General features: G+C 70.7%; 19 protein-coding genes. 6 read left to right on the plus strand and 13 right to left on the minus strand.

Annotated elements, in window-relative coordinates; all coding sequences use genetic code 11:
* Nucleotides 1-39: 39 nt before the first annotated feature.
* Entirely contained in the window at nucleotides 40-822 is a 783-nt protein-coding gene (locus C7S10_RS17145) for a lysophospholipid acyltransferase family protein (protein ID WP_108345662.1), read from the plus strand.
* Here the strand turns inward: C7S10_RS17145 and C7S10_RS17150 are convergent.
* From C7S10_RS17150 to dnaK, 4 genes are read right to left on the minus strand one after another with little or no spacing between them, the layout of a single operon-like run.
* Nucleotides 786-1211, minus strand: a complete 426-nt coding sequence (locus tag C7S10_RS17150) for a heat shock protein transcriptional repressor HspR (protein ID WP_108345663.1) — start codon at nucleotides 1209-1211, stop codon at nucleotides 786-788. The genes C7S10_RS17145 and C7S10_RS17150 overlap by 37 nt on opposite strands.
* Nucleotides 1208-2395 carry a molecular chaperone DnaJ gene (dnaJ, locus tag C7S10_RS17155; RefSeq protein WP_108345664.1) on the minus strand — a complete coding sequence of 396 codons (1188 nt, stop codon included), beginning with the start codon at nucleotides 2393-2395 and terminating at the stop codon, nucleotides 1208-1210. The genes C7S10_RS17150 and dnaJ overlap by 4 nt, the downstream gene beginning before the upstream one ends.
* Nucleotides 2396-2401: 6 nt before the next feature.
* Entirely contained in the window at nucleotides 2402-3028 is a 627-nt protein-coding gene (gene grpE, locus C7S10_RS17160; RefSeq protein ID WP_243395445.1) for a nucleotide exchange factor GrpE, read from the minus strand.
* Nucleotides 3025-4902: a molecular chaperone DnaK gene (dnaK, locus tag C7S10_RS17165; protein ID WP_108345665.1), complete on the minus strand. Its 1878-nt coding sequence runs from the start codon at nucleotides 4900-4902 to the stop codon at nucleotides 3025-3027. The genes grpE and dnaK overlap by 4 nt, the downstream gene beginning before the upstream one ends.
* Nucleotides 4903-5135: 233 nt before the next feature.
* Between dnaK and C7S10_RS17170 the strand changes: the two genes are divergently transcribed.
* Both C7S10_RS17170 and C7S10_RS17175 read left to right on the plus strand, forming a co-directional pair.
* The gene (locus C7S10_RS17170) at nucleotides 5136-5828 is read left to right on the plus strand and encodes an SGNH/GDSL hydrolase family protein (protein ID WP_108345666.1); all 693 of its coding nucleotides are present in this window, start codon (nucleotides 5136-5138) and stop codon (nucleotides 5826-5828) included.
* Nucleotides 5825-6118, plus strand: a complete 294-nt coding sequence (locus tag C7S10_RS17175; protein ID WP_108345667.1) for a Dabb family protein — start codon at nucleotides 5825-5827, stop codon at nucleotides 6116-6118. The genes C7S10_RS17170 and C7S10_RS17175 overlap by 4 nt, the downstream gene beginning before the upstream one ends.
* Nucleotides 6119-6121: 3 nt before the next feature.
* Here the strand turns inward: C7S10_RS17175 and C7S10_RS17180 are convergent, their stop codons facing one another.
* From C7S10_RS17180 to C7S10_RS17220, 9 genes are read right to left on the minus strand one after another with little or no spacing between them, the layout of a single operon-like run.
* The gene (locus C7S10_RS17180) at nucleotides 6122-7633 is read right to left on the minus strand and encodes a CoA-acylating methylmalonate-semialdehyde dehydrogenase (RefSeq protein ID WP_108345668.1); all 1512 of its coding nucleotides are present in this window, start codon (nucleotides 7631-7633) and stop codon (nucleotides 6122-6124) included.
* Nucleotides 7630-8958 carry an aspartate aminotransferase family protein gene (locus tag C7S10_RS17185; protein ID WP_108345669.1) on the minus strand — a complete coding sequence of 443 codons (1329 nt, stop codon included), beginning with the start codon at nucleotides 8956-8958 and terminating at the stop codon, nucleotides 7630-7632. Before C7S10_RS17185 ends, C7S10_RS17180 begins: the two co-directional genes overlap by 4 nt.
* Before the next feature lie 2 nt (nucleotides 8959-8960).
* Nucleotides 8961-10127 (minus strand): ABC transporter substrate-binding protein, encoded by a 1167-nt coding sequence (locus tag C7S10_RS17190; RefSeq protein WP_108345670.1) that lies wholly within the window; start codon nucleotides 10125-10127, stop codon nucleotides 8961-8963.
* Nucleotides 10128-10137: 10 nt separating this feature from the next.
* Nucleotides 10138-10959, minus strand: coding sequence for an ABC transporter permease (locus tag C7S10_RS17195; RefSeq protein WP_108345671.1), 822 nt, complete (start codon nucleotides 10957-10959; stop codon nucleotides 10138-10140).
* On the minus strand, nucleotides 10956-11780 hold the full coding sequence (locus tag C7S10_RS17200) for an ABC transporter ATP-binding protein (RefSeq protein WP_108345672.1): 825 nt from the start codon (nucleotides 11778-11780) through the stop codon (nucleotides 10956-10958). Before C7S10_RS17200 ends, C7S10_RS17195 begins: the two co-directional genes overlap by 4 nt.
* Nucleotides 11780-12652, minus strand: a complete 873-nt coding sequence (locus tag C7S10_RS17205; protein ID WP_108345768.1) for an ABC transporter permease — start codon at nucleotides 12650-12652, stop codon at nucleotides 11780-11782. The genes C7S10_RS17200 and C7S10_RS17205 overlap by 1 nt, the downstream gene beginning before the upstream one ends.
* Before the next feature lie 5 nt (nucleotides 12653-12657).
* Nucleotides 12658-13686, minus strand: coding sequence for a TIGR03842 family LLM class F420-dependent oxidoreductase (locus C7S10_RS17210; protein ID WP_108345673.1), 1029 nt, complete (start codon nucleotides 13684-13686; stop codon nucleotides 12658-12660).
* Nucleotides 13687-13698: 12 nt separating this feature from the next.
* Nucleotides 13699-15138, minus strand: a complete 1440-nt coding sequence (gene hydA, locus C7S10_RS17215) for a dihydropyrimidinase (RefSeq protein ID WP_108345674.1) — start codon at nucleotides 15136-15138, stop codon at nucleotides 13699-13701.
* Between the two features lies 1 nt (nucleotide 15139).
* Nucleotides 15140-15988, minus strand: coding sequence for a nitrilase-related carbon-nitrogen hydrolase (locus C7S10_RS17220; RefSeq protein WP_108345769.1), 849 nt, complete (start codon nucleotides 15986-15988; stop codon nucleotides 15140-15142).
* Between the two features lie 94 nt (nucleotides 15989-16082).
* On the opposite strand from C7S10_RS17220, the gene C7S10_RS17225 reads away from it, so the two are divergent.
* From C7S10_RS17225 to C7S10_RS17235, 3 genes are all read left to right on the plus strand, one after another.
* Nucleotides 16083-17423, plus strand: coding sequence for an aminotransferase class I/II-fold pyridoxal phosphate-dependent enzyme (locus tag C7S10_RS17225; RefSeq protein ID WP_207769435.1), 1341 nt, complete (start codon nucleotides 16083-16085; stop codon nucleotides 17421-17423).
* A gap of 215 nt (nucleotides 17424-17638) precedes the next feature.
* Nucleotides 17639-19648 (plus strand): M4 family metallopeptidase, encoded by a 2010-nt coding sequence (locus tag C7S10_RS17230; RefSeq protein ID WP_243395446.1) that lies wholly within the window; start codon nucleotides 17639-17641, stop codon nucleotides 19646-19648.
* A gap of 77 nt (nucleotides 19649-19725) precedes the next feature.
* Nucleotides 19726-21153: a M28 family metallopeptidase gene (locus C7S10_RS17235; RefSeq protein ID WP_108345676.1), complete on the plus strand. Its 1428-nt coding sequence runs from the start codon at nucleotides 19726-19728 to the stop codon at nucleotides 21151-21153.
* The last annotated feature ends 27 nt before the right edge of the window (nucleotides 21154-21180 follow it).

Here is a 21180-nt window from a genome sequence, read left to right on the forward strand (position 1 = left end):
CCCACGCGCCGACCAGCTCCGAAGGTCCAGACTCGGCCCATGGACACCAGCACGTGGCAGCGTCCCGGCCTCCGGGCAGCCCTCCTCTACGCCGTCGCCGCCAGCCTCCTCGGCTCCGTGGTCGCCGCCGTCGGTCGTCTCGAGCTGACCCGACGGGCCGTCCCCGACGCCGAGCTCCCGGACGGCCCGGTCATCGTGATCGCCAACCACACCAGCTTCGCCGACGGCATCCTGCTCGCGCTGGTCGGTCGACGCCTGGGCCGCTCGCTGCGGCTGATGGCGACCGGCGGCGTCTTCCGCTCCGGGCTGGTCGGGCCGCTGGCCCGCCGGCTCGGGTTCATCCCGGTGCTGCGCGGCACCGCCTCTGCGGCGGGTGCGCTGGACGCCGCCGCCGCGGCGCTCGAGGCCGGCGAGGCCGTCGGCCTGTTCCCCGAGGGGCGGATCACCCGTGACCCGCAGCACTGGCCCGAGCGCTCGAAGACCGGAGCCGTGCGGCTCGCGCTGCGCACCGGGGCCCCGGTCGTGCCGGTCGCGATGGTCGGCGCCGAGCGCCTCGTCGGGAAGACCGGCATCCTGGGCCGCCTGCTCCGCAACACGGTCCGGCGACCGCGGGTCGCGGTCTCGGTCGGCGAGCCCATCGATGTCCGCGCGCTCGCGGGTGTGCGGGGCGACGAGCCGGTCGACGAGGCGACCGTACGGCGCGTGGCGGACGAGGTGATGACCGTGCTGGTCGGCCGGGTGGCCGAGCTGCGCGGGGAGCCCGCGCCCCACCCGGCCGGGGTGCCTCAGTCCTCGCTCGGACGCCAGACCATGACGGTCTGACCGGTCTCGGGGTGCCGCAGGATCGGGAGGGTGTTGGGGCGGGCCGACCTGGCCGCGGCCCGGGTCTGGCGCAGCGCCGCCCGGGTGGCCGCGAGCTCGGCGCGCAGCTCCTCGTTGACGTGCTGGAGGGCGGTGACCTGGTTGTCGAGCTCGAGGATGCGGCGTACGCCCTCGATCCCGATGCCGTGAGCCGTCAGGTCGGCGATCACCCGCAGCAGCTCGAGGTCGTGGTGGGAGTAGCGGCGACCACCCCCGGCCGTGCGGCCGGGGGTGATCAGCCCCATCCGCTCGTAGGTGCGCAGGGTCTGCGGGTGCAGCCCGGTCAGCTCGGCCGCCACGCTGATCACGTAGACGGCCGCGTCGGGCGCGGGACCACCGAAGCCGCTCATTCGGCCAGCAGCTTCGCGCGGAGCGAGGACGGACCGGTGGCGGCGCGGTAGGCCTCGAGGGCCTCCCGCGCCGTGTCGCCGAGGGTGGCCGGGACCTGCACCTGGATGCTGGCGAGCAGGTCGCCGACGGACCCGTCCTTCTTCGTCACGCCCTTGCCGCGCACGCGGAACGTGCGTCCGTTGGGGGTGCCGGCCGGGATCTTCAGCGTGACGGGCGGGCCGCCGAGCGTGGGGATCCTGATCTCCGCGCCGAGGGCCGCCTCGTCGAAGGAGACCGGCACGTCGATGGTCAGGTTGTCGCCGCTGCGGGCGAAGACCGGGTGGGCACCGACGCGCACGGTGACGATCAGGTCGCCCGCGGGGCCGCCGTTCTCGCCCTTGCCGCCCTTGCCGCGCAGGCGGATCTTCTGGCCGTCCTTGACCCCGGCCGGGATCCGCGCGGAGATCGTGCGCGTCGACGGCGCGTGACCCGAGCCGTGGCAGGTCGGGCACGGGTCGTCGTACACCAGCTGGCGACCACCGCAGGCCGGGCAGGTCTCGTTCATCGCGAACCCGCCGCCGCTGCTCGCCACCACGAAGCCGGCCCCCTCGCACGTGGGGCAGATGTGCGGACGCGTGCCGGGCTTGCCGCCGGTGCCCTTGCAGGTCGAGCACGGGGCGTCGGCGGTCAGCCGCAGCGAGATCGTGGTGCCGTCGAGGGCGTCCTCGAACGACAGCGTCGTGCTCGCCTCGACGTCGGCACCCTTCGCGGGACGAGGGGCCCGGCGCTGCTGGCGCTGGGCTCCCCCGCCGAAGAGGTCGCCGAACATGTCGCCGAAGCCACCGCCACCGGCCTGCTCGCGGAGCAGGTCGTTGATGTCGAACCCGCCCGAGCCACCGGTCCCGCCGCGGTTGAAGCCGGTCGGGAAGCCACCGCCGAAGCCACCGCCGCTGGCGGAGATCCGACGGAACTCGTCGTACTTCTTCCGCTTGTCGGCGTCACCCACGACGTCGTAGGCCTCGGCGACCGCCTTGAACAACTCATGCTTCGCGGCGTCGTCGGGATTGGAGTCGGGGTGGTTGGCCCGAGCGAGCTTGCGGTAGGCCTTCTTGATCTCGTCGGCCGTGGCGTCCTTGCCCACACCGAGGACCGCGTAGAAGTCCTTGCTCGCCCAGTCGTTACGGAATCCGTCGTTGTCAGCCATCTGGCCTCACGCGTCGGGCTCAGCCGGGTCGACCACGAGCACCTGGGCGGCGCGCACGACCCGGTCGTTGATCTTGTAGCCGGCCTTGGCGACGACCTTGGCGGTGACGACCTCGACCTCGGGGTCGGTGCCGAGGTGGCTCAGCGCCTCGTGCAGCGTGGGGTCGAAGGCGTCGCCCGGCTCGCCGAAGCGAGTCAGGCCCAGCCCGGCGACGATGCGCTCGAGCTGCTCGGCCACGGCCTTGAACCCGCCGTCGAGCTCGCCGTGCTCGCGGGCACGGTCGATGGTGTCGAGCACCTCGACGATCGGGGTCAGCACCTTGTACGTCGCGTTGTCGGCGATCAGCTCACGGTCGCGGTCGACGCGGCGCTTGTAGTTGAGGAACTCGGCCTGCAGGCGTTGGAGGTCGGCCGTGCGCTCGACGAGCTGGTCGTCGGCACTCGGGCCCGCCTGCTCGACCTCGACCACGTCCTGGGGCTCCAGGGGTCCGCCCTCCTCCACCCAGTTGTCGACGCCGCTGATGTCCTCAGCAGGGCCGGCCGGGGCCGAGGTGCCCTCGACGGGCACCTCGACCTCGGTCTCGTTGGCCATCTCGGCCGCGCCGTCCCCGAAGGAGCCGCCGGCTGAGGTCACTTGGACTCACCCTCGGGGGTCTCGCCCTCGCTCGCGTCGGCCTCGTCGACGATCTCGGCGTCGACGATGTCGTCGTCGGAGCCGGTCGCGTCGTCGCTCGCACCGTCGGCGGGAGCGCCGGCGTTCTCGGCCTCCGCGGCGGCGTACATCGCGGCGCCCATCTTCTGGCTCGACTCACCGAGCTTGGTGACACCGGCCTGGAGCTCCTCGGACGAGGCGTCCTCCTTGGCCAGGGTCTCCTTGAGCGCGTCGACGTCGGCCTGGACCTCGGTCTTGACGTCCTCGGGCAGCTTCTCGGCGTTCTCGCCGAGGAACTTCTCGGTGGAGTAGACGAGGCTGTCGGCCTGGTTGCGCACCTCGATGGCGTCGCGACGCTTGGCGTCCTCCTCGGCGTACTGCTCGGCCTCCTTGACCATCCGGGCGACCTCGTCCTTCGACAGCGCGGAGCCGCCGGAGATCGTCATCGACTGCTCGCGACCGGACGCGTGGTCCTTGGCGGAGACGTGCACGATGCCGTTGGCGTCGATGTCGAAGGTGACCTCGATCTTCGGCACGCCGCGGGGAGCCGGCGGAAGGCCGGTGAGCTCGAAGTTGCCGAGGGGCTGGTTCTGCGCCCACATCTGGCGCTCGCCCTGGGCGACCTTGATCTCGACCGACGGCTGGTTGTCGTCGGCGGTGGTGAAGATCTCCGAGCGCTTGGTCGGGATCGTGGTGTTGCGCTCGATGAGGTTGGTCATCACGCCGCCCTTGGTCTCGATGCCGAGGGAGAGCGGGGTGACGTCGAGGAGCAGCACGTCCTTGACCTCGCCCTTGAGGACGCCGGCCTGGAGCGCGGCGCCGACGGCGACGACCTCGTCGGGGTTGACGCCCTTGTTGGGCTGCTTGCCGCCGAGGAGCTCGGTGACGAGGTCGCTCACGGCGGGCATGCGGGTGGAACCACCGACGAGCACGACGTGGTCGATCTTGGCGACGTCGACGCCGCCGTCCTTGAGCACGCTCTTGAACGGCTCGCGGGTGCGGTCGAGCAGGTCGGCGGTGAGCTTCTGGAACTCGCTGCGCGTCAGCTTCTCCTCGAAGTGCAGCGGGCCGCCCTCGCCGTGGGTGATGTAGGGCAGGTGGACCGTGGTCTCGCTCGAGGACGACAGCTCGATCTTCGCCTTCTCGGCTGCCTCCTGCAGGCGCTGCTTGGCGATCTTGTCGGCCGCGAGGTCGACGCCGTTGTTGTCCTTGAACTTCTTGACCATCCACTCGACGATCCGGTTGTCCCAGTCGTCGCCACCGAGGTGGTTGTCACCCGAGGTCGCCTTGACCTCGACGACGCCCTCGCCGATCTCGAGCAGGGACACGTCGAACGTGCCGCCACCGAGGTCGAAGACGAGGATGGTCTGGTCGTCGCCCTTGTCGAGGCCGTAGGCCAGCGCGGCCGCGGTGGGCTCGTTGACGATACGGCTCACGTTGAGGCCGGCGATCTCGCCGGCTTCCTTGGTGGCCTGGCGCTGGGCGTCGGAGAAGTAGGCCGGGACGGTGATGACGGCGTCGGTGACGGTCTCACCGAGGTAGGCCTCGGCGTCGCGCTTGAGCTTCTGGAGCACGAAGGCGCTGATCTGCTGGGGCGTGAAGCCCTTGTCGTCGATGTCGACGGTCCAGTCCGTGCCCATGTGGCGCTTGACCGAACGGATGGTCCGGTCGACGTTGGTGACGGCCTGCCGCTTGGCGACCTCACCGACGAGGACCTCGCCGGACTTGGCGAACGCGACCACCGAGGGGGTCGTGCGGGCGCCTTCTGCATTGGCGATGACGGTGGGTTCGCCACCTTCGAGGACGGCCACGACGGAGTTCGTCGTGCCGAGGTCGATGCCGACCGCTCGAGCCATGGGGTGTACCTCCTGGATACAAGTTCTGGTGGGGTGTTGCCGTGCCGCCCATCCTGCCGCGGCGGCGGTCAGGATGGCAAACAAGTTGAGTCGATGCAACTCAACTCTGTTCATGGGAGTCAACGCAGGAGAGCGGCCACGGTGTTCCCGATCGGGACGACGAATTTGCCGAGTGTTGGGAGTCTCACCCGGAACAGGTCGCGCAGAGGCCGGACGTACCGCATGATTTCCCCGTGCTCGCTCGGGCCTCGCGCCGCTTCCCGCTCCCTGTCGTCCTCGTCCTGACGGCGCTGCTGGCGACCTTGCTGGTCACCACGCTGGCCGCCCGCGCCCGCGGCTCGGAGGCGGCCCTGTGCGAGCGTCACGCGCGCGACGCGGCCGCCCGTGCTCAGGCCGTCACCGGGACCGGCGAGCCGATCACGGTCATCGGCGACTCCTGGACGGTCGGCCTCGGCCTGGCCGACCTCCGCTCGTCGTGGCCGAGCCGGCTGCCCGGTCGCGTCACCGTGGCCGGCTTCTCCGGGTCGGGCTTCTCCCGCCACGCCAGCCCGTGCGGCGACCGCCGCTTCGCCACCCGCACCGGCGCTGCGCGCGGCGCCGACCTCGTCGTGGTCGCCGGGGGCCTCAACGACTACGACCAGCCGGCCGTCGACATCCAGGCGGGCTTCCGCTCGCTGATGTCGTCGCTGCGCGGGCGCACCGTGGTCGTCGTCGGTCCCGCGTCCGCGCCGTCGCGCGCCGGCTTCGTCCCCCGGGTCGACGCCACGCTCGCGACGCTGTGCAAGGCGTACGGCGTCCCCTTCATCGACACCACCGGATGGGACGACCTCAGCTACCTGCCCGACCGGCTGCACCTCACCGACGCCGGCCACGCCGCCTTCGGCCAGCACGTCACCGACGAGCTCTCCGCACGGGGGCTGCTGTGATCCGCCACACCGTCGCCTTCCGCCTCGTGCACCCGACCGGCTCGTCCGAGGAGGCCGACTTCCTCGCGACCGCGCGTGAGCTGTCGACCATCCCCGGCGTCGAGCGCTTCGAGCAGCTCGCGCAGACCAGCGCCAAGAACGACTTCACCTTCGGCTTCTCGATGGAGTTCGCCGACGCCGCGGCGTACGCCGGCTACAACGAGCACCCGGTCCACACGGCCTTCGTGGCCGAGCGCTGGGTGCTCGAGGTCGCCGACTTCCTCGAGCTGGACTACGAGCCGCTCGCCTGACGCTCAGGTGTGCTGCGGGAAGCCCAGGTTGAGCCCGCCGTGGGACGGGTCGAGCCAGCGCTGGGTGATCGCCTTCTCGCGGGTGAAGAAGTCCACGCCGTGGGGGCCGTAGGCCTTCGCGTCGCCGAAGAGCGAGGACTTCCAGCCGCCGAACGAGTGGTAGGCGACGGGCACCGGGATGGGCACGTTGATGCCGACCATGCCCGCCTCGACCTCGCGCTGGAAGCGGCGGGCGGCCCCGCCGTCGTTGGTGAAGATCGCGCTGCCGTTGCCGTAGAGGCCGGAGTTGATCAGCTCGATGCCCTCGGCGTAGCCGGACACGCGCACCACCGAGAGCACCGGGCCGAAGATCTCGTCGGTGTAGGCGGTCGAGGTCGTCGGCACCTGGTCGATCAGCGTCGGGCCCATCCAGAAGCCCTCGGGGTCGCCGTCGACCTCCTGGCCGCGGCCGTCGACGACGACGCTCGCGCCGTCGGTGGCCGCCACGTCGACGTAGGAGGCGACCTTGTCGCGGTGCTCGCGGGTGATGAGCGGACCCATGTCGGTCCCCCGCGTGCCGTCGCCGATGGTCAGGGTCGCCATCCGCGAGGTGATCTTCTCGATCAGCGGGTCGGCCACCGAGTCGACGGCCAGCACCACGCTGACCGCCATGCAGCGCTCGCCCGCGGAGCCGAAGCCGGCGTTGACGGCCGAGTCGGCGACCAGGTCGAGGTCGGCGTCGGGGAGGACGAGCATGTGGTTCTTCGCCCCGCCGAGGGCCTGGACGCGCTTGCCGTGGGCGGTGCCGGTCTCGTAGACGTACTTCGCGATCGGGGTGGAGCCGACGAACGAGATCGAGGCGATGTCGGGGTGGGTGAGGATCGCGTCGACGGCCTCCTTGTCGCCGTGCACGACGTTGAAGACACCGGGCGGCAGGCCCGCCTCGGCCATCAGCGCGGCCAGCCAGTTGGCCGCCGACGGGTCCTTCTCGCTGGGCTTGAGGATCACGCAGTTGCCCGTCGCGATGGCGATCGGGAAGAACCACAGCGGCACCATCGCCGGGAAGTTGAAGGGGCTGATGATCCCGACCACCCCGAGCGGCTGCTTGAGGGAGAAGACGTCGACGTCGGTCGAGACGTTCTCCGACATCGAGCCCTTGATCAGGTGCGGCAGCGAGCAGGCGAACTCCACCACCTCGAGCCCGCGTGCGATCTCGCCGCCCGCGTCCGAGAGGACCTTGCCGTGCTCGGAGGTGAGGATCGCGGCCAGCTCGTCCTGGCGGCTGTTGAGGAGCTCGCGGAAGGCGAACATCACCGACTGGCGCTTGGCGATGGAGGCCTGGCCCCACGACGAGAAGGCCTTCCTGGCGACGCCGACGGCGGTGTCGACGTCGGCGGCCGAGGCGAGGCGGACACGGCGTTGTACGACGCCGCGAGCCGGGTCGAAGACGTCGCCGGTCCGGTCGGAGGACCCGACGCTGGTCGCGCCGTCGATCCAGTGGTCGAGGACGGGCAGGTCAGAAGTGGCGCTGGTCATGCGAGCTCCTTGGTGAGCAGGGTGAAGGCTTCGTCGTAGACGGCCAGCGCGGTGCCGGCCTCGTCGTCGGTGACCACGCACGGTGGCACCACGTGGATGCGGTTGTCGGCCAGGAACGGGAGCAGGCCCCGCTCCAGCATGAGGGCCTTGGCCCGACCCATCACGGCCGGTGCGACCGGCTCGCGGGTCTCCGGGTCGGCAACGAGGTCCAGCGCCCAGAAGACGCCCCGCCCGCGCACCTCCCCGATGAGGGGTTGCCTCTCGGCCAGCTCGGCGAGGCCCGGGCCCAGCACGTCGCGCCCGATGCGCGCGGCGTTCTCGACGATGCCCTCGTCGGCCATGATGTCCATCGACGCCACGATCGAGGCCATCGCCAGCGGATGTCCGCTGTAGGTGAGACCGCCGGGGTAGACGACGTCGTCGAAGTGCGCGGCGATCGGGTCGCTGATGACCACGCCACCGGCGGGGATGTAGCCGGAGTTGACGCCCTTGGCGAAGGTGATCAGGTCGGGCACGACGTCGTGGGCGTCGAAGGCGAACCAGTCACCGGTGCGGCCGAACCCGGCCATCACCTCGTCGAGGATCAGCATGATCCCGTGCTTGTCGGCGAGCTCCCGGACGCCGGCGAGGTAGCCCGGCGGGGGCACGAGCACGCCGGCGGTCCCGGGCACGGTCTCGAGCAGGATGGCCGCGACCGAGGCCGGTCCCTCGCACTCGATGACGCGGGCCAGGTGGCGCAGCGCGCGCTCGCACTCCTCCTCGGGGGTGCTGGCCCAGAACTCCGAGCGGTAGAGGAACGGCCCGAACACGTGGACGTGCGCCCGGGCGTACTCGTTGGGCACGCGCCGCCAGTCGCCGGTGGCGACCACGGCGGCGCCGGTGTTGCCGTGGTAGCTGCGGTAGGTCGAGACGACCTTGTCGCGACCGGTGAACTGGCGCGCCATCCGGATGGCGTTCTCGTTGGCGTCGGCGCCGCCATTGGTGAAGAACACCTTGTTCATGCCGTCGGGTGCGCGATCGACGATCCGCTTGGCGGCCTCGCCCCTGGCCAGGTTGGCCGTCGGGGGCGAGATCGTGGTCAGGAGCGCCGCCTGCTCCTGGATCGCCGCCACGAGCCGGGGGTGCTGGTGCCCGATGTTGACGTTCACCAGCTGGCTGGAGAAGTCCAGCCACTCCCGGCCCGCGTGGTCCCACACGCGGCAGCCGAGGCCCCCGGCCACCACCATCGGCGCCAGCGCCCCCTGCGCCGACCACGAGTGGAAGACGTGGGCGCGGTCCAGCTCGACGACGTGGCGGTCGAGGTCCCCTGCTGCTGCCTGCGTCATGGTCAGTTGCCCCCCTCGTTGAGCGTGACCTCGATCGGCGAGAAGTCGGCACCGTCGACGTCGACGCCCTCGTCACGCAGCTCCTCGAGCGCCTGCTCGACGTACTCGTTGGTGTAGGCCGACTCGGGCGGCGGCTCGGTGATGATGGTCGCGCCGGTCTCGTTCTCGGTGTTGAGCGCGATGTCGACCGTCTGGTCCCAGGCCGCCTCGTCGATCATGCCGACGCCGTCGGTCGAGGGCCAGATGAGCTTGTTGATCTCGTTGGTCATCCACAGCTGGTGGCTGGTGCCGAGCTGCGAGCCGGCCGCGGTCACCGCGTCGGCGCCGGCCTGCGGGTCGTCGCGCACGAACGCCCATCCCTTGATCGAGGCCTTGATGAAGGCGACCGTCTGCTCGGCGTACGCCTCGTCGGAGAGCCGGTCGCTCGAGGCCCAGATGGCGTCCTGGAGCATCGCGGTGCCGACGTCGTTCCAGTCGATGACGTTGAGGTCGTCGGGCTGGTAGAGCTCGCCGGTGTCGGGGTTCACGGTCTCGAGGACCTGGGCGTACTCGTTGTACGTCATGGCCTGCGCCGCGTCGATGTCGCCGGCCAGGAAGGCGTTCATGTCGAACGCCTGCTGCACGAGCTCGATGTCCTTGAGCCCGACGCCGGCGTCCTGCATGCCGGCGAACAGCTCCCACTCGTTGCCGAAGCCCCAGCTGCCGACGTTCTTGCCCTTCAGGTCGGCGGGCGAGGTGATGCCCTTGTCCTTGAAGGAGATCTGCGTGGTGGCGCTGCGCTCGAAGATCTGGGCGACGTCGGTGATGCCGGCGCCCTGCTCGATCGAGCCGAGCACCTTGGGCACCCACGAGATCGCGTAGTCGACGTCACCGGCCGCGAGCACGTCCTGCGGGACGATGTCGGGACCGCCCTCGGCGATGGTGACGTCGAGGCCCTCGTCCTCGTAGAAGCCCTGCTCGACGGCGGCGTAGTAGCCGGCGAACTGGGCCTGCGCCACCCACTGGAGCTGGAGGGAGACCGGGGTCAGGTCGCCCGAGCCGGAGCCGGAGTCCCCGGCGTCGGCGTCGGCGTCGCCGTCGTCGCCGCCGCACGCCGTGGCGGTCAGGGCGAGAGTGAGCGCCGCGATGCCGATCTTGAGCCCGGGGGCGTTCCAACGTGTTCTTCTCATCTGTTGCTCCTCAGGGGGTGGGTGGTGTGTGCCGGGCGAACCAGAGCTCGACCAGGAGGGTGACGACGTAGAAGGCGAGCCCGAGCACGATCGAGCCGGTGACGTAGGCCCAGGCGAGGGGGTAGTTGCTGCTCGCCGCGGCGGAGGTGATCGCCTTGCCGAGCCCGCCGACGGGGCCGCCGAAGTACTCCGCGATCAGCGCCGAGATCACCGCCAGCGAGGAGGCGATGCGCAGTCCGGTGAAGACGTACGGCGTCGCGGTCGGCAGCGTGACGGTGCGGATCACCTGGGTCGGTGTCGCGGCGTACGCCGACATGAGCTCGCGATGGACGGTCGACACCTGGCGCAGGCCGCGCAGGGTGTTGAAGTAGACCGGGATCGAGACCGCGAGGGCGGCGACGACGATCCTTCCGGTGTCGACGGCCGCGCCGAACATCGTGTAGAGCACGGGCGCGAGCGCGACGATCGGCACCACCGAGAGGGCCGAGACGATGGGCACCGCCATCTGGTCGACCACCTTCGAGAGACTGGCGAGGATCGCGCCGAGCACGCCGATCACCCCTCCGACCAGCATCCCGATCAGGGCGTTGCGACCCGTGACCTGCATCCCGTCCACGATGTTGGACCAACCGGCGACGACCTGGTCCCAGATCGCGCTGGGCGCCGGCACGATGTAGGGGTCGATCCCGAGGCCGTCGACCAGGAGCTGCCAGCCGCCGAGGAAGACCACCCCGACGACGAGTGGGGCCAGGACCGTCCCGAGCCGCAGGTCGCGCAGGCGCAGCCTCGGCCGCGTCGCCTCGGCGACGGCGGTGGTGACGGCGGCGCTCATCGGCTCTCCACCCCCCGCACCCCGGCGACGGGCGACCCGTGCAGGTGCTCGCGGACGGCCGCCACGGTGTGGAAGAACTCCGCCGCGTCGCGCACCTCGTCGGTGCGCTCGTGCGAGCTGCCGAGGCCGGCCCCGCCCGCGGTGACGATGTCGACGATGCGCCCGGGCCGGGGGGACATCACCACGACCCGGTCGGAGAGGAAGACCGCCTCGGGGATCGAGTGCGTCACGAACAGCACGGCCGCGCCGGTGTCTCGACAGATCCGGACGAGCTCGTTCTGCATCCGCTCGCGGGTGATCTCGTCGAGCGCGCCGAACGGCTCGTCCATCAGCAGCAGGCGCGGGCTCTCGGCCAGCGCCCGGGCGATCGCGACGCGCTGCTGCATGCCGCCGGAGAGCTGGTCGGGGTGGTGCTTGCCGAAGTCCTCGAGGCCGACGAGCTCGAGCAGCTCGTCGGAACGGGCCCTGCGCTCGGCCGAGCCGACGCCGTGGAGCTTGAGCGGCAGCTCGATGTTGGAGGCGACGGTCCGCCACGGCAGCAGACCGGCCTGCTGGAACGCGATGCCGTAGTCCTGGTCGCGGCGGGCCTGGCGCGGGGTCTTGCCGAACACCGAGATGCTGCCGGCGGTGGGGGTGTCGAGGTCGGCGACGAGGCGCAGCAGGGTGCTCTTGCCGCACCCGCTCGGCCCGATCAGCGAGACGAACTCACCGGCGGCGACGCTCACGCTGACGTCGCGCAGGGCGACCACCTCGTCGCGCCGGCGGCGGAAGATGCGGTCGACGCCGGTGACCTCGATGGCGGCCGTGGATGCGGGGGTCATCAGCTGGTCTCCGTCAGTCGGAAGGGCTTGAGGGCGAGGGTGAGCAGGCCAACGGCGCCGGCGGCCACGAGGCCCACCGCCACCGCGCCGAAGATCGGCGCCCAGGCCTTGGCGGGGTCGCCGCCGGCCGACTGGGCGTACTCGACGACCATCCGGCCGATCCCGCCGCGCAGCCCGATCGAGACCTCCGCGACGACCGAGCCGATGACGGCGCTGGCCGCGGCGAGCCGCAGCGCGGGCAGCAGGAACGGGACACTGGCCGGCAGCCGGAGCGTGAGCAGCGTGCGCCACCAGCCGACGCCGTAGGCGTGCATCAGCTCGAGGTGGGTGCGGGCCGGCGACTTCAGGCCGCGCAGCGCGCCGATGGAGACCGGGAAGAACGCGAGGTAGGCCGCGATCAGGGCCACCGAGTGCTCGTTCTCCCAGGAGAACGAGCCGATCTCGACCTGGGCGCCCCAGCGGCGTACGAGCGGAGCGATCGCGATCAGGGGGACGGTCTGGCTCAGCACCACCCACGGCAGCAGGCCGGACTCGGCCGTCTTGAACCGCGTCATCAGCAGCGCCAGCAGCAGGCCGACCGTGACCCCGACCAGCCAGCCGCGGGCCGCGATCCCGAGCGTGAACCCGGCCGCGTCGACCACCGCACCCAACGCCGTCGGCGCTCCGGGCAGGCCGGTCGCCGGCTCGAAGAGGCGCTGCACCATCTCCCAGGTGTGCGGCATCGCGAGGTCGGTCGCGCGCGGCAGGACCAGCGTGCGCTCCCCGACGAGGACCCCGTCCTCGGGCCCGAACGCCTTGTAGAGGTCCCAGAGCGCGGCGACCAGCGCGACGCCGAGGACGCCGAGCAGGACCGCACGCAGGCTCCGACGCATCGGCGTCACGCCTTCGCGACCACGTGGTCGCGCAGCTCGGGGATGATCGTCTCGCCGTAGACCCGCAGCGTCTCCTCCTTGTTGTCGTGCTGGAGGTAGCCCGCGAACTGGTGCACCCCGATGTCGCGGAGCGCCTGCAGCTTGGCGATGTGGTCCTCGGGCGTGCCGAGCACGCAGAAGCGGTCGACGATGTCGTCGGGCACGAACTCGGCGTGCGTGTTGCCGGCCCGGCCGTGCTCGTTGTAGTCGTAGCCCTCACGGCCCTTGATGTAGTCGGTGAGGGCCTGGGGGATGTCCCCGCTGTCGCCGTACTTCGCGACGATGTCGGCGACGTGGTTGCCGACCATCCCGCCGAACCAGCGGCACTGCTCGCGCATGTGCGCCCATGACTCGGGGGTGTCGTCGCCGACGTACATCGGCGCCGCGACGCAGAAGGTGATGGCGTCGGGGTCACGGCCGGCCTTCTCCGCGGCGTCGCGGACGGCGGCGATCATCCAGGTCGCGATGTCCACGTCGGCGAGCTGGAGGATGAATCCGTCGCCCACCTCGCCGGTCGCCTTCAGCGCGAGCGGTCCGTACGCCGCGATCCACACCTCCAGCTCGGAGGTCCGCGCCCACGGGAACTGCAGGGTCGTGCCGTTGACCTCGACGGGCCGGCAGCTGGCCAGCTCGCGGATCACGTGCGTCGCCTCGCGCACCTCCTGGAGCGTGGTGGGCTTGCCGTTGAGCACGCGGACCGCGGAGTCGCCACGCCCGATGCCGCAGACCGTGCGGTTGCCGTACATCTCGTTGAGCGTCGCGAAGACCGACGCGGTCACCGTCCAGTCGCGCGTAGCGGGGTTGGTGACCATCGGCCCGACGATCACGCGGTGCGTCTCGGCGAGGATCGCGGAGTAGATGACGTAGGGCTCCTGCCACAGCAGGTGGGAGTCAAAGGTCCAGACGTAGTCGAAGCCGTGCTCCTCGGCCTGCTTGGCGAGGCCGACGGTCCGCCAAGCGGGTGGGTTCGTCTGCAGGACGACACCGAAGTCCATGGGTGATGCCTCTCAGGTGAGGTACTGGGTCAGGCCGCGCTTGAGGAAGCGGCCGTGGCCGGCGCGGCCGTGGAAGGCGCCGTCGGAGACGAGGACGTCGCCGCGGGAGATGACGACGTCGACGTGGCCGTCGATCTCGAAGCCCTCCCAGGCGGAGTGGTCCATGTTCATGTGGTGTGTCTTCTCGAGGCCGATCGACGTGTGGCCGGCCGGGTCGTAGACCACGATGTCGGCGTCCGCGCCCGGGGCGATCACGCCCTTGGTGCCGTACAGCCCGAACATCCGTGCCGGCGTCGTCGAGGTCAGCTCGACCCAGCGCTCGAGGGTGATCTCGCCGGTGACGACGCCCTGGTAGAGCAGGTCCATCCGGTGCTCGATGGAGCCGATGCCGTTGGGGATCGCGCGGAAGTCACCCCGGCCGAGCTCCTTCTGGTCCTTCATGCAGAAGGGGCAGTGGTCGGTGGAGACCATCTGGAGGTCGTTGGTGCGCAGGCCCTGCCACATCGCGTCCTGGTGTCCCTCCGCCCGCGAGCGCAGCGGCGTGGAGCAGACCCACTTGGCGCCCTCGAAGTCGCCCCACGTCGGGTCGCCGGTCGCGCCGAGCTGCTCCTCGAGGGAGAGGTAGAGGTACTGCGGGCAGGTCTCGCCGAACACGTTCTTGCCGCGGTCGCGGGCCGCCGCGAGCTGCTCGACGGCCTGCTTGGCGCTCACGTGGACGACGTAGAGCGGGGCGCCGGTCAGGTCGGCCAGCATGATCGCGCGGTGCGTGGCCTCCTCCTCGAGCTGCCAGGCCCGGGCGATGCCGTGGAAGTAGGGGGTGGTCTTCCCCTGGTTGTAGAGCTGCTCGGCGAGCACGTCGATGGCGGGGCCGTTCTCGGCGTGCATCATCGTCATCAGGCCGAGGTCGGCGGCCTTCTGCATCGCCTTGAGGATCTGCGCGTCGTCGGAGTAGAAGACGCCGGGGTAGGCCATGAAGAGCTTGTAGCTGGTGATCCCCTCGTCCACCAACGTCTCCATGGCCTTCAGCGACTGCTCGTCGACGCCACCGATGATCTGGTGGAAGCCGTAGTCGACGGCGCAGTTGCCCCCGGCCTTCTCGTGCCAGGCCGCCAGCCCGGTCTCGACCGCCTCGCCGGTCTTCTGGACGGCGAAGTCGATGATCGAGGTGGTGCCTCCCCACGCCGCGGCGGTGGTGCCCGTCTCGAAGGTGTCGCTGGCGTTGGTGCCGCCGAAGGGCAGCTCCATGTGCGTGTGGGCGTCGATGCCGCCCGGGATGACGTACTTGCCCGTCGCGTCGACGACGGTGTCGACGGAGGACGCGAGGTCGTGGCCGAGCAGCGTCGAGCCCGGTTGGAGTACGGCGACGATGCGCTCGCCGTCGACCAGCACGTCTGCCTCGGTGCGGCCGGAGGCGCTGACGACCGTCCCGCCGCGGACCAGCAGCGTGCCCACGTCAGGCCTGCGCGATCTGGGTGTAGGAGTCGGGCCGGCGGTCGCGGTAGAACTGCCAGTCGTCGCGCATCTGCCGCACCATGTCGAGGTCGATGTCGCGGATCATCAGCTCCTCGGACTCCGCGGACCCGCGCTCGCCGACGAAGTTGCCGCGGGGGTCGATGACCTGGCTGGTGCCGTAGAAGTCGACCGCGTCGTCGCCGTACTCGTTGTCCTCACGACCGACCCGGTTGGGCTGGAGCACGAAGTAGCCGTTGGCCACCGCCGCGCACGGGCCCTCGACCTCCCACAGCCGGTTGGAGAGACCGGGCTTGGTGGCGTTGGGGTTGAACACCATGTGGGCGCCGGCGAGTCCGAGCTCGCGCCAGCCCTCGGGGAAGTGCCGGTCGTAGCAGATGTAGACGCCGACCTTGCCGACCGCGGTGTCGAAGACGGGATAGCCGAGGTTGCCGGGGCGGAAGTAGAACTTCTCCCAGAACCGGTCGAGGTGCGGGATGTGGTGCTTGCGGTAGCTGCCGAGGGTGGTGCCGTCGCTGTCCACGACGACCGCGGTGTTGTAGTAGACGCCGGTCTGCTCCTCCTCGTAGATGGGGAGAATCATCACCAGCTCGAGCTCCTTGGCCAGGGCGGCGAAGCGGGTGACGATCGGGCCGTCGACCGGCTCGGCGAAGCGGTAGTACTTCTGGTCCTGAGTGATCCCGAAGTAGGGCCCGTAGAAGAGCTCCTGGAAGCAGATGACCTGGGCGCCCTGCGCCTTCGCGTCCCGGGCGAACTGCTCGTGCTTGTCCAGCATCGAGTCCTTGTCGCCGGTCCAGGTCGTCTGGGTGATCGCAGCTCGCACGGTCGTCACGTCGGTCCTCCAGGTGATGTGGGTCACATTCGTGTGGCGGTAACGTTATCCTTCGGCTTGAACATTTCCCATCCCTTTCGTGGGGGTAAAAATCGTGATCCGCTCACCCGATCTCGGCGCGCTGGGCGACCGGTCGCCGCAGGGCATCGCCGGCGTCTTCGGGCGCGCGATCCGCGCGGGTGAGCTCGCGCCCGGCGACCGGCTGCCGACCGTGCGGGAGGTGGCCGCCGAGCTCGGGGTCAGCCCGGCGACGGTCAGTGCTGCGTGGCAGGCGCTGCGGCGTACGGGCGTGGTCGTCTCGCGAGGACGGTCGGGCACCTTCGTGCGGGAGACCCCGCGGGCGTGGCTGAGCCCGCGCCAGCGCGGCCTCGTCGGCGCCAGCCCCGACGGGCTGCGCCTCGACCTCTCCCGCGGCACCCCCGATCCCGAGCTGCTGCCCAGCCTCGGCCCGGCCTTCGGGCGGGTGTCCGCCAGGGCCGGGACCGGCGTCTACCAGGACGAGCCGGTGCTGCCGCAGCTGCGCTCGGTGCTGCAGGAGACCTGGCCCTACCCCGTCGAGGTCGTCACCGTGGTGGACGGGGCGACCGACGGGATCGCGCGGGTGCTCGAGCAGTGCGTGCGGCTCGGCGACCGCGTGGCCCTGGAGTCCCCGGGCTACCCGCCCTTCTACGACCTCGTCGAGTCGCTCGGCGCGGAGATCGTGCCCGTCGAGGTCGACGGCTCCGGCCTGCGCCCCGAGTCGCTGCGCGCCGCGCTCGACTCGCGCCCGGTCGCGCTGGTCCTGCAACCGCGCGCACACAACCCCACCGGTGTCTCGATGACGCCCGAGCGCGCCGGACGGCTGGCCTCGGTGCTGGGCGGACGGCCCCACGCGGTGCCGTGGATCGTCGAGGACGACCACTCCGGGGCCATCAGCACGAGCCCCGACGTGTCGCTCGGCACCCACCTGCCCGACCGCGTCGTGCACGTGCGCAGCTTCTCCAAGTCCCACGGTCCCGACCTGCGCATCGCCGCCCTCGGAGGGCCGGCCGAGATGGTCGACCCGCTCGTCGCCCGGCGGATGCTCGGGCCCGGCTGGACCTCGCGGATGGTCCAGACCATCCTGCACGACCTGCTCACGCAGGCCCGGTCGATGGACGAGGTCTCCGAGGCTCGCCGGCAGTACTTCGGTCGCCAGCGCGAGCTGACCTCACGGCTGGGCGAGCTCGGGCTGGAGGTCCGCACGCCCGACGGCATCAACCTGTGGCTGCCCGTCCTCGACGAGCGGGCGGCCCTCCTGCGGCTGGCGGCCGCAGGCATCCGCGGCGCCGGCGGGACGCCGTTCTTCCCGGCCGACGCGACCACCCCCCACATCCGCGTGACGGCGGGACTCGTCACCCCCGAGCACGCGCCCGAGGTGGCGGCCGCGCTCGCGGCCGCGGCCTCGGCGGCCTGACCCGCACACGTCGGAGCGGCACCGAAGGATGACGCCCACAGGCACCAGCAGCACCACCGGTCTCGCTCAGTGAACCTACAAGTTCGCGCATTGCACCTTCCTGCAGGTCCAACTCCATAGACCGATTCCCTTCCCGTTGCCATTTTGTGCATGCGCCTGTCACTCCACAGGCACATCGGGTGGCCGAGATCCGGCCATGAAGGAGAGGAACCCCCGTGACACGCTCACTGACGAGCACTCCACGACTGGCAGGTCTGGCCGCGCTGGCCCTGTCGGCCGCCACGTTGGCCGTGCCGATGACCTCGGTCGCGCCGGCGACCGCAGCCCAGAAGGAGCCCAGCTCCCTCCAGGCCGCGAACGACAAGGCGGCCCAGTGGATCTCCAAGCACGAAGGCAAGGTCAAGCTGGCCCAGGGTGACAAGCTCGTGCGGTCGGCGACCTTCGCCGGCGGCAACGACACCGTCGCCGTGGCCTACGAGCGCCTGCACCAGGGCCTCCCCGTGATCGGCGGCGACTTCGTCGTCGTCACCGGCGCCGACGGCGCGGTCCTCAACACCGAGGTCGCCCAGTCCGCGCCGGTCGACGTCGCCTCCACCACCCCGACGCTCACCCAGGACCGGGCCATCGAGATCGCCCGATCGCAGGTCGACGCGGTCGAGAACGTCGAGCCCACCTCGCTCGTCATCTGGCAGGACGGCGCGACCAGCCACCTCGCCTACGAGACGACGGTCTCGGGCCAGGACGCCGGCGAGCCCTCGCGCCAGTCGGTCTACGTCGACGCGCAGGACGGGTCGGTCCTCGGCTCGAAGGAGCACGTGGTGCAGGGCACCGGTTCCGGCGCCTGGGAGGGCAACGTCACCATCCCGACCTCCGGCTCGGGCACCTCCTACTCGATGACCAACACCAACGCCACCACCCTCAAGTGCCAGGACTCCGCCACCAACGCGACATTCACCGGGACGGACAACGCCTGGGGCAACGGCGTCGCCACCAACCGCGAGACCGGCTGCGTCGACGCCTTCTACAGCGCCGAGCAGGAGCGCCTCATGCTCTCCAGCTGGCTGGGCCGCAACGGGATGAACGGCTCGGGCGGCTGGGTGCCGATACGCGTCGGCCTCAACGACGTCAACGCCTACTACGACGGCACGCAGGTCCAGATCGGCCACCGCCAGGGCACCAACGAGTGGATCGGCGCCATGGACGTGGTCGCCCACGAGTTCGGCCACGGCATCGACGACAAGACCCCGGGCGGCATCTCCGGCGGCGGCACGCAGGAGTTCGTCGCCGACACGTTCGGCACGGCGACCGAGTTCTACGCCAACAACCCGGCCGACCCGGGCGACTACACGATCGGCGAGGAGATCAACCTCGTCGGCTCGGGCCCGATCCGCGACATGTCCAACCCGGGCAACGTCGGCGACCCGGTCTGCTACTCCAGCTCGATCCCCAACGCGGAGGTCCACGCGGCCGCCGGCCCCGGCGACCACTGGTTCTACCTGCTTGCCAACGGCGGCGCCTCCAAGTGCAACGGCCAGGCCGTGACCGGCATCGGCATCCAGAACGCCATGAAGGTGATGTACAACGCGATGCTGATGAAGACCAGCGGCGCGAACTACCTCAAGTACCGCACCTGGACCCTGCAGGCCGCCAAGAACCTCGACAGCTCCTGCGCCCAGTTCAACGCGGTCAAGGCCGCGTGGAACGCTGTCAACCTGCCGGCCCAGTCGGCCGACCCGACCTGTGGCGGCACCACGCCCCCGCCGACCGGCGGCAACATCCTGCTCAACCCCGGCTTCGAGTCGGGTGCGGCCTCGTGGGGCGGCACCACCGGTGTGATCACCACCAACACGGGCCGGCCGGCCCGCACCGGCTCCTACAAGGCGTGGCTCGGCGGCAACGGCGCCACCTCGTCGGAGAACCTGACGCAGACGGTCACCATCCCGGCCACGGCCACGGCCGCGAACCTGTCGTACTACATCCGCACGGACACCGCGGAGACCGGCTCGACCGTCTACGACACGATGAAGGTGCAGGTGGTCGTCGGTGGCGTCACCACGACGCTGAAGACCTTCAGCAACGTCGGCACCAACGCGACGTACACCCTCAACACCCACAGCCTGCTCGCCTACAAGGGCAAGGCCGTGACGGTGAAGTTCCTGATGAACGAGGACTCCTCGCTCCAGACGAGCTTCGTCGTCGATGACACCGCGGTCAGCGTGAGCTGACGCACCTCCCCCTCCCCTGTGCCCCCGGCGCGTCTCGCGCCGGGGGCACAGTCATTCCCCCACCTCAGGAGACCCACGTGAAGCGTTCCCTCCTCGCGCCCGCCGCCGTCGTGGCCGCGCTCGCCCTCGTCGCCCCCACCAGCCAGGCGGCCGCACCAGCGCCCGCACCGCTCGCCGCCGCGCCCGACATCTCCGTGGCCAACGTGCAGTCCCACCTGGCCCAGCTCCAGACGATCGCGAACGCCAACGGCGGCAACCGCGCGTCGGGCCGCCCCGGCTACAAGGCCTCGCTCGACTACGTGAAGGCCAAGCTCGACGCCGCCGGCTACACCACCACGGTCCAGACGTTCTCCACCTCGGCCGGCACGACGTACAACCTCGTCGCCGACTGGCCGGGCGGCGACCCCAACCACGTCGTGATGACCGGCGCGCACCTCGACTCGGTCTCGGTCGGCCCCGGCATCAACGACAACGGCACCGGCTCGGCCGGGATCCTGGAGAACGCGCTCGCCTTCGCCGCCAGCGGGATCACGCCGAAGAACCACCTGCGCTTCGGCTTCTGGGGCGCGGAGGAGCTCGGCCTGCTCGGCTCGAAGCACTACGTGTCCACGCTCTCGACGGCCGAGAAGGACAAGATCGAGCTCTACCTCAACTTCGACATGATCGGCTCGCCCAACCCGGGCTACTTCGTCTACGACGACAACCCGGCCGGCAACGGGGCCCGCGACGACCTCACGTCCTACTTCACGTCGAAGGGCGTGCCGTGGGAGTACATCGACGTGCAGGGGCGCTCGGACCACGCGGCGTTCCGCAGCTACGGCATCCCGACGTCGGGCACCTTCACCGGCGCCGAGAGCACGATGACCTCGGCCCAGGCGAGCAAGTGGGGAGGCCAGGCCGGTCGCGCGTTCGACCCCTGCTACCACGCGGCGTGCGACACCACGGCCAACGTCAACGCGACCGCGCTCGACCGCAACATCGACGCCATCGCGTTCATGCTCTGGAAGTACGTCGACGTCGACTACGGCACCACCCTGCCGCCCGCCGGGGGCAACCTGCTCGCCAACCCGGGCTTCGAGTCGGGCGCCACCTCGTGGGGCGGCACCACCGGCGCGATCACGTCGTCGTCCTCGAAGCCGGCGCACGGCGGGACGTGGAAGGCGTGGCTCGGTGGCAACGGCCGCACCTCGAGCGAGAACCTGACCCAGACGATCACGATCCCGGCCAGCGCCACCACGGCGACCCTGTCGTACTGGATCCGCACGGACACCGCCGAGACCGGCTCGACCGCCTACGACACCCTCAAGGTGCAGGTGGTGGTCGGTGGCGTCACCACCACGCTGAAGACCTTCAGCAACGTCGGCGCCAACGTGGCGTACGCCCAGTTCACGCACAGCCTGCTCGCCTACAAGGGCAAGGCGGTCACGGTGAAGCTGCTGGAGAACGAGGACTCCTCGCTCCAGACCAGCTTCGTCGTCGACGACACCGCGGTGACGGTGGGCTGAGGCCGTCCGGATCGGCCCCGGGGGAAT

The organism is Nocardioides currus, from assembly GCF_003057875.1.
GTDB lineage: Bacteria > Actinomycetota > Actinomycetes > Propionibacteriales > Nocardioidaceae > Nocardioides > Nocardioides currus.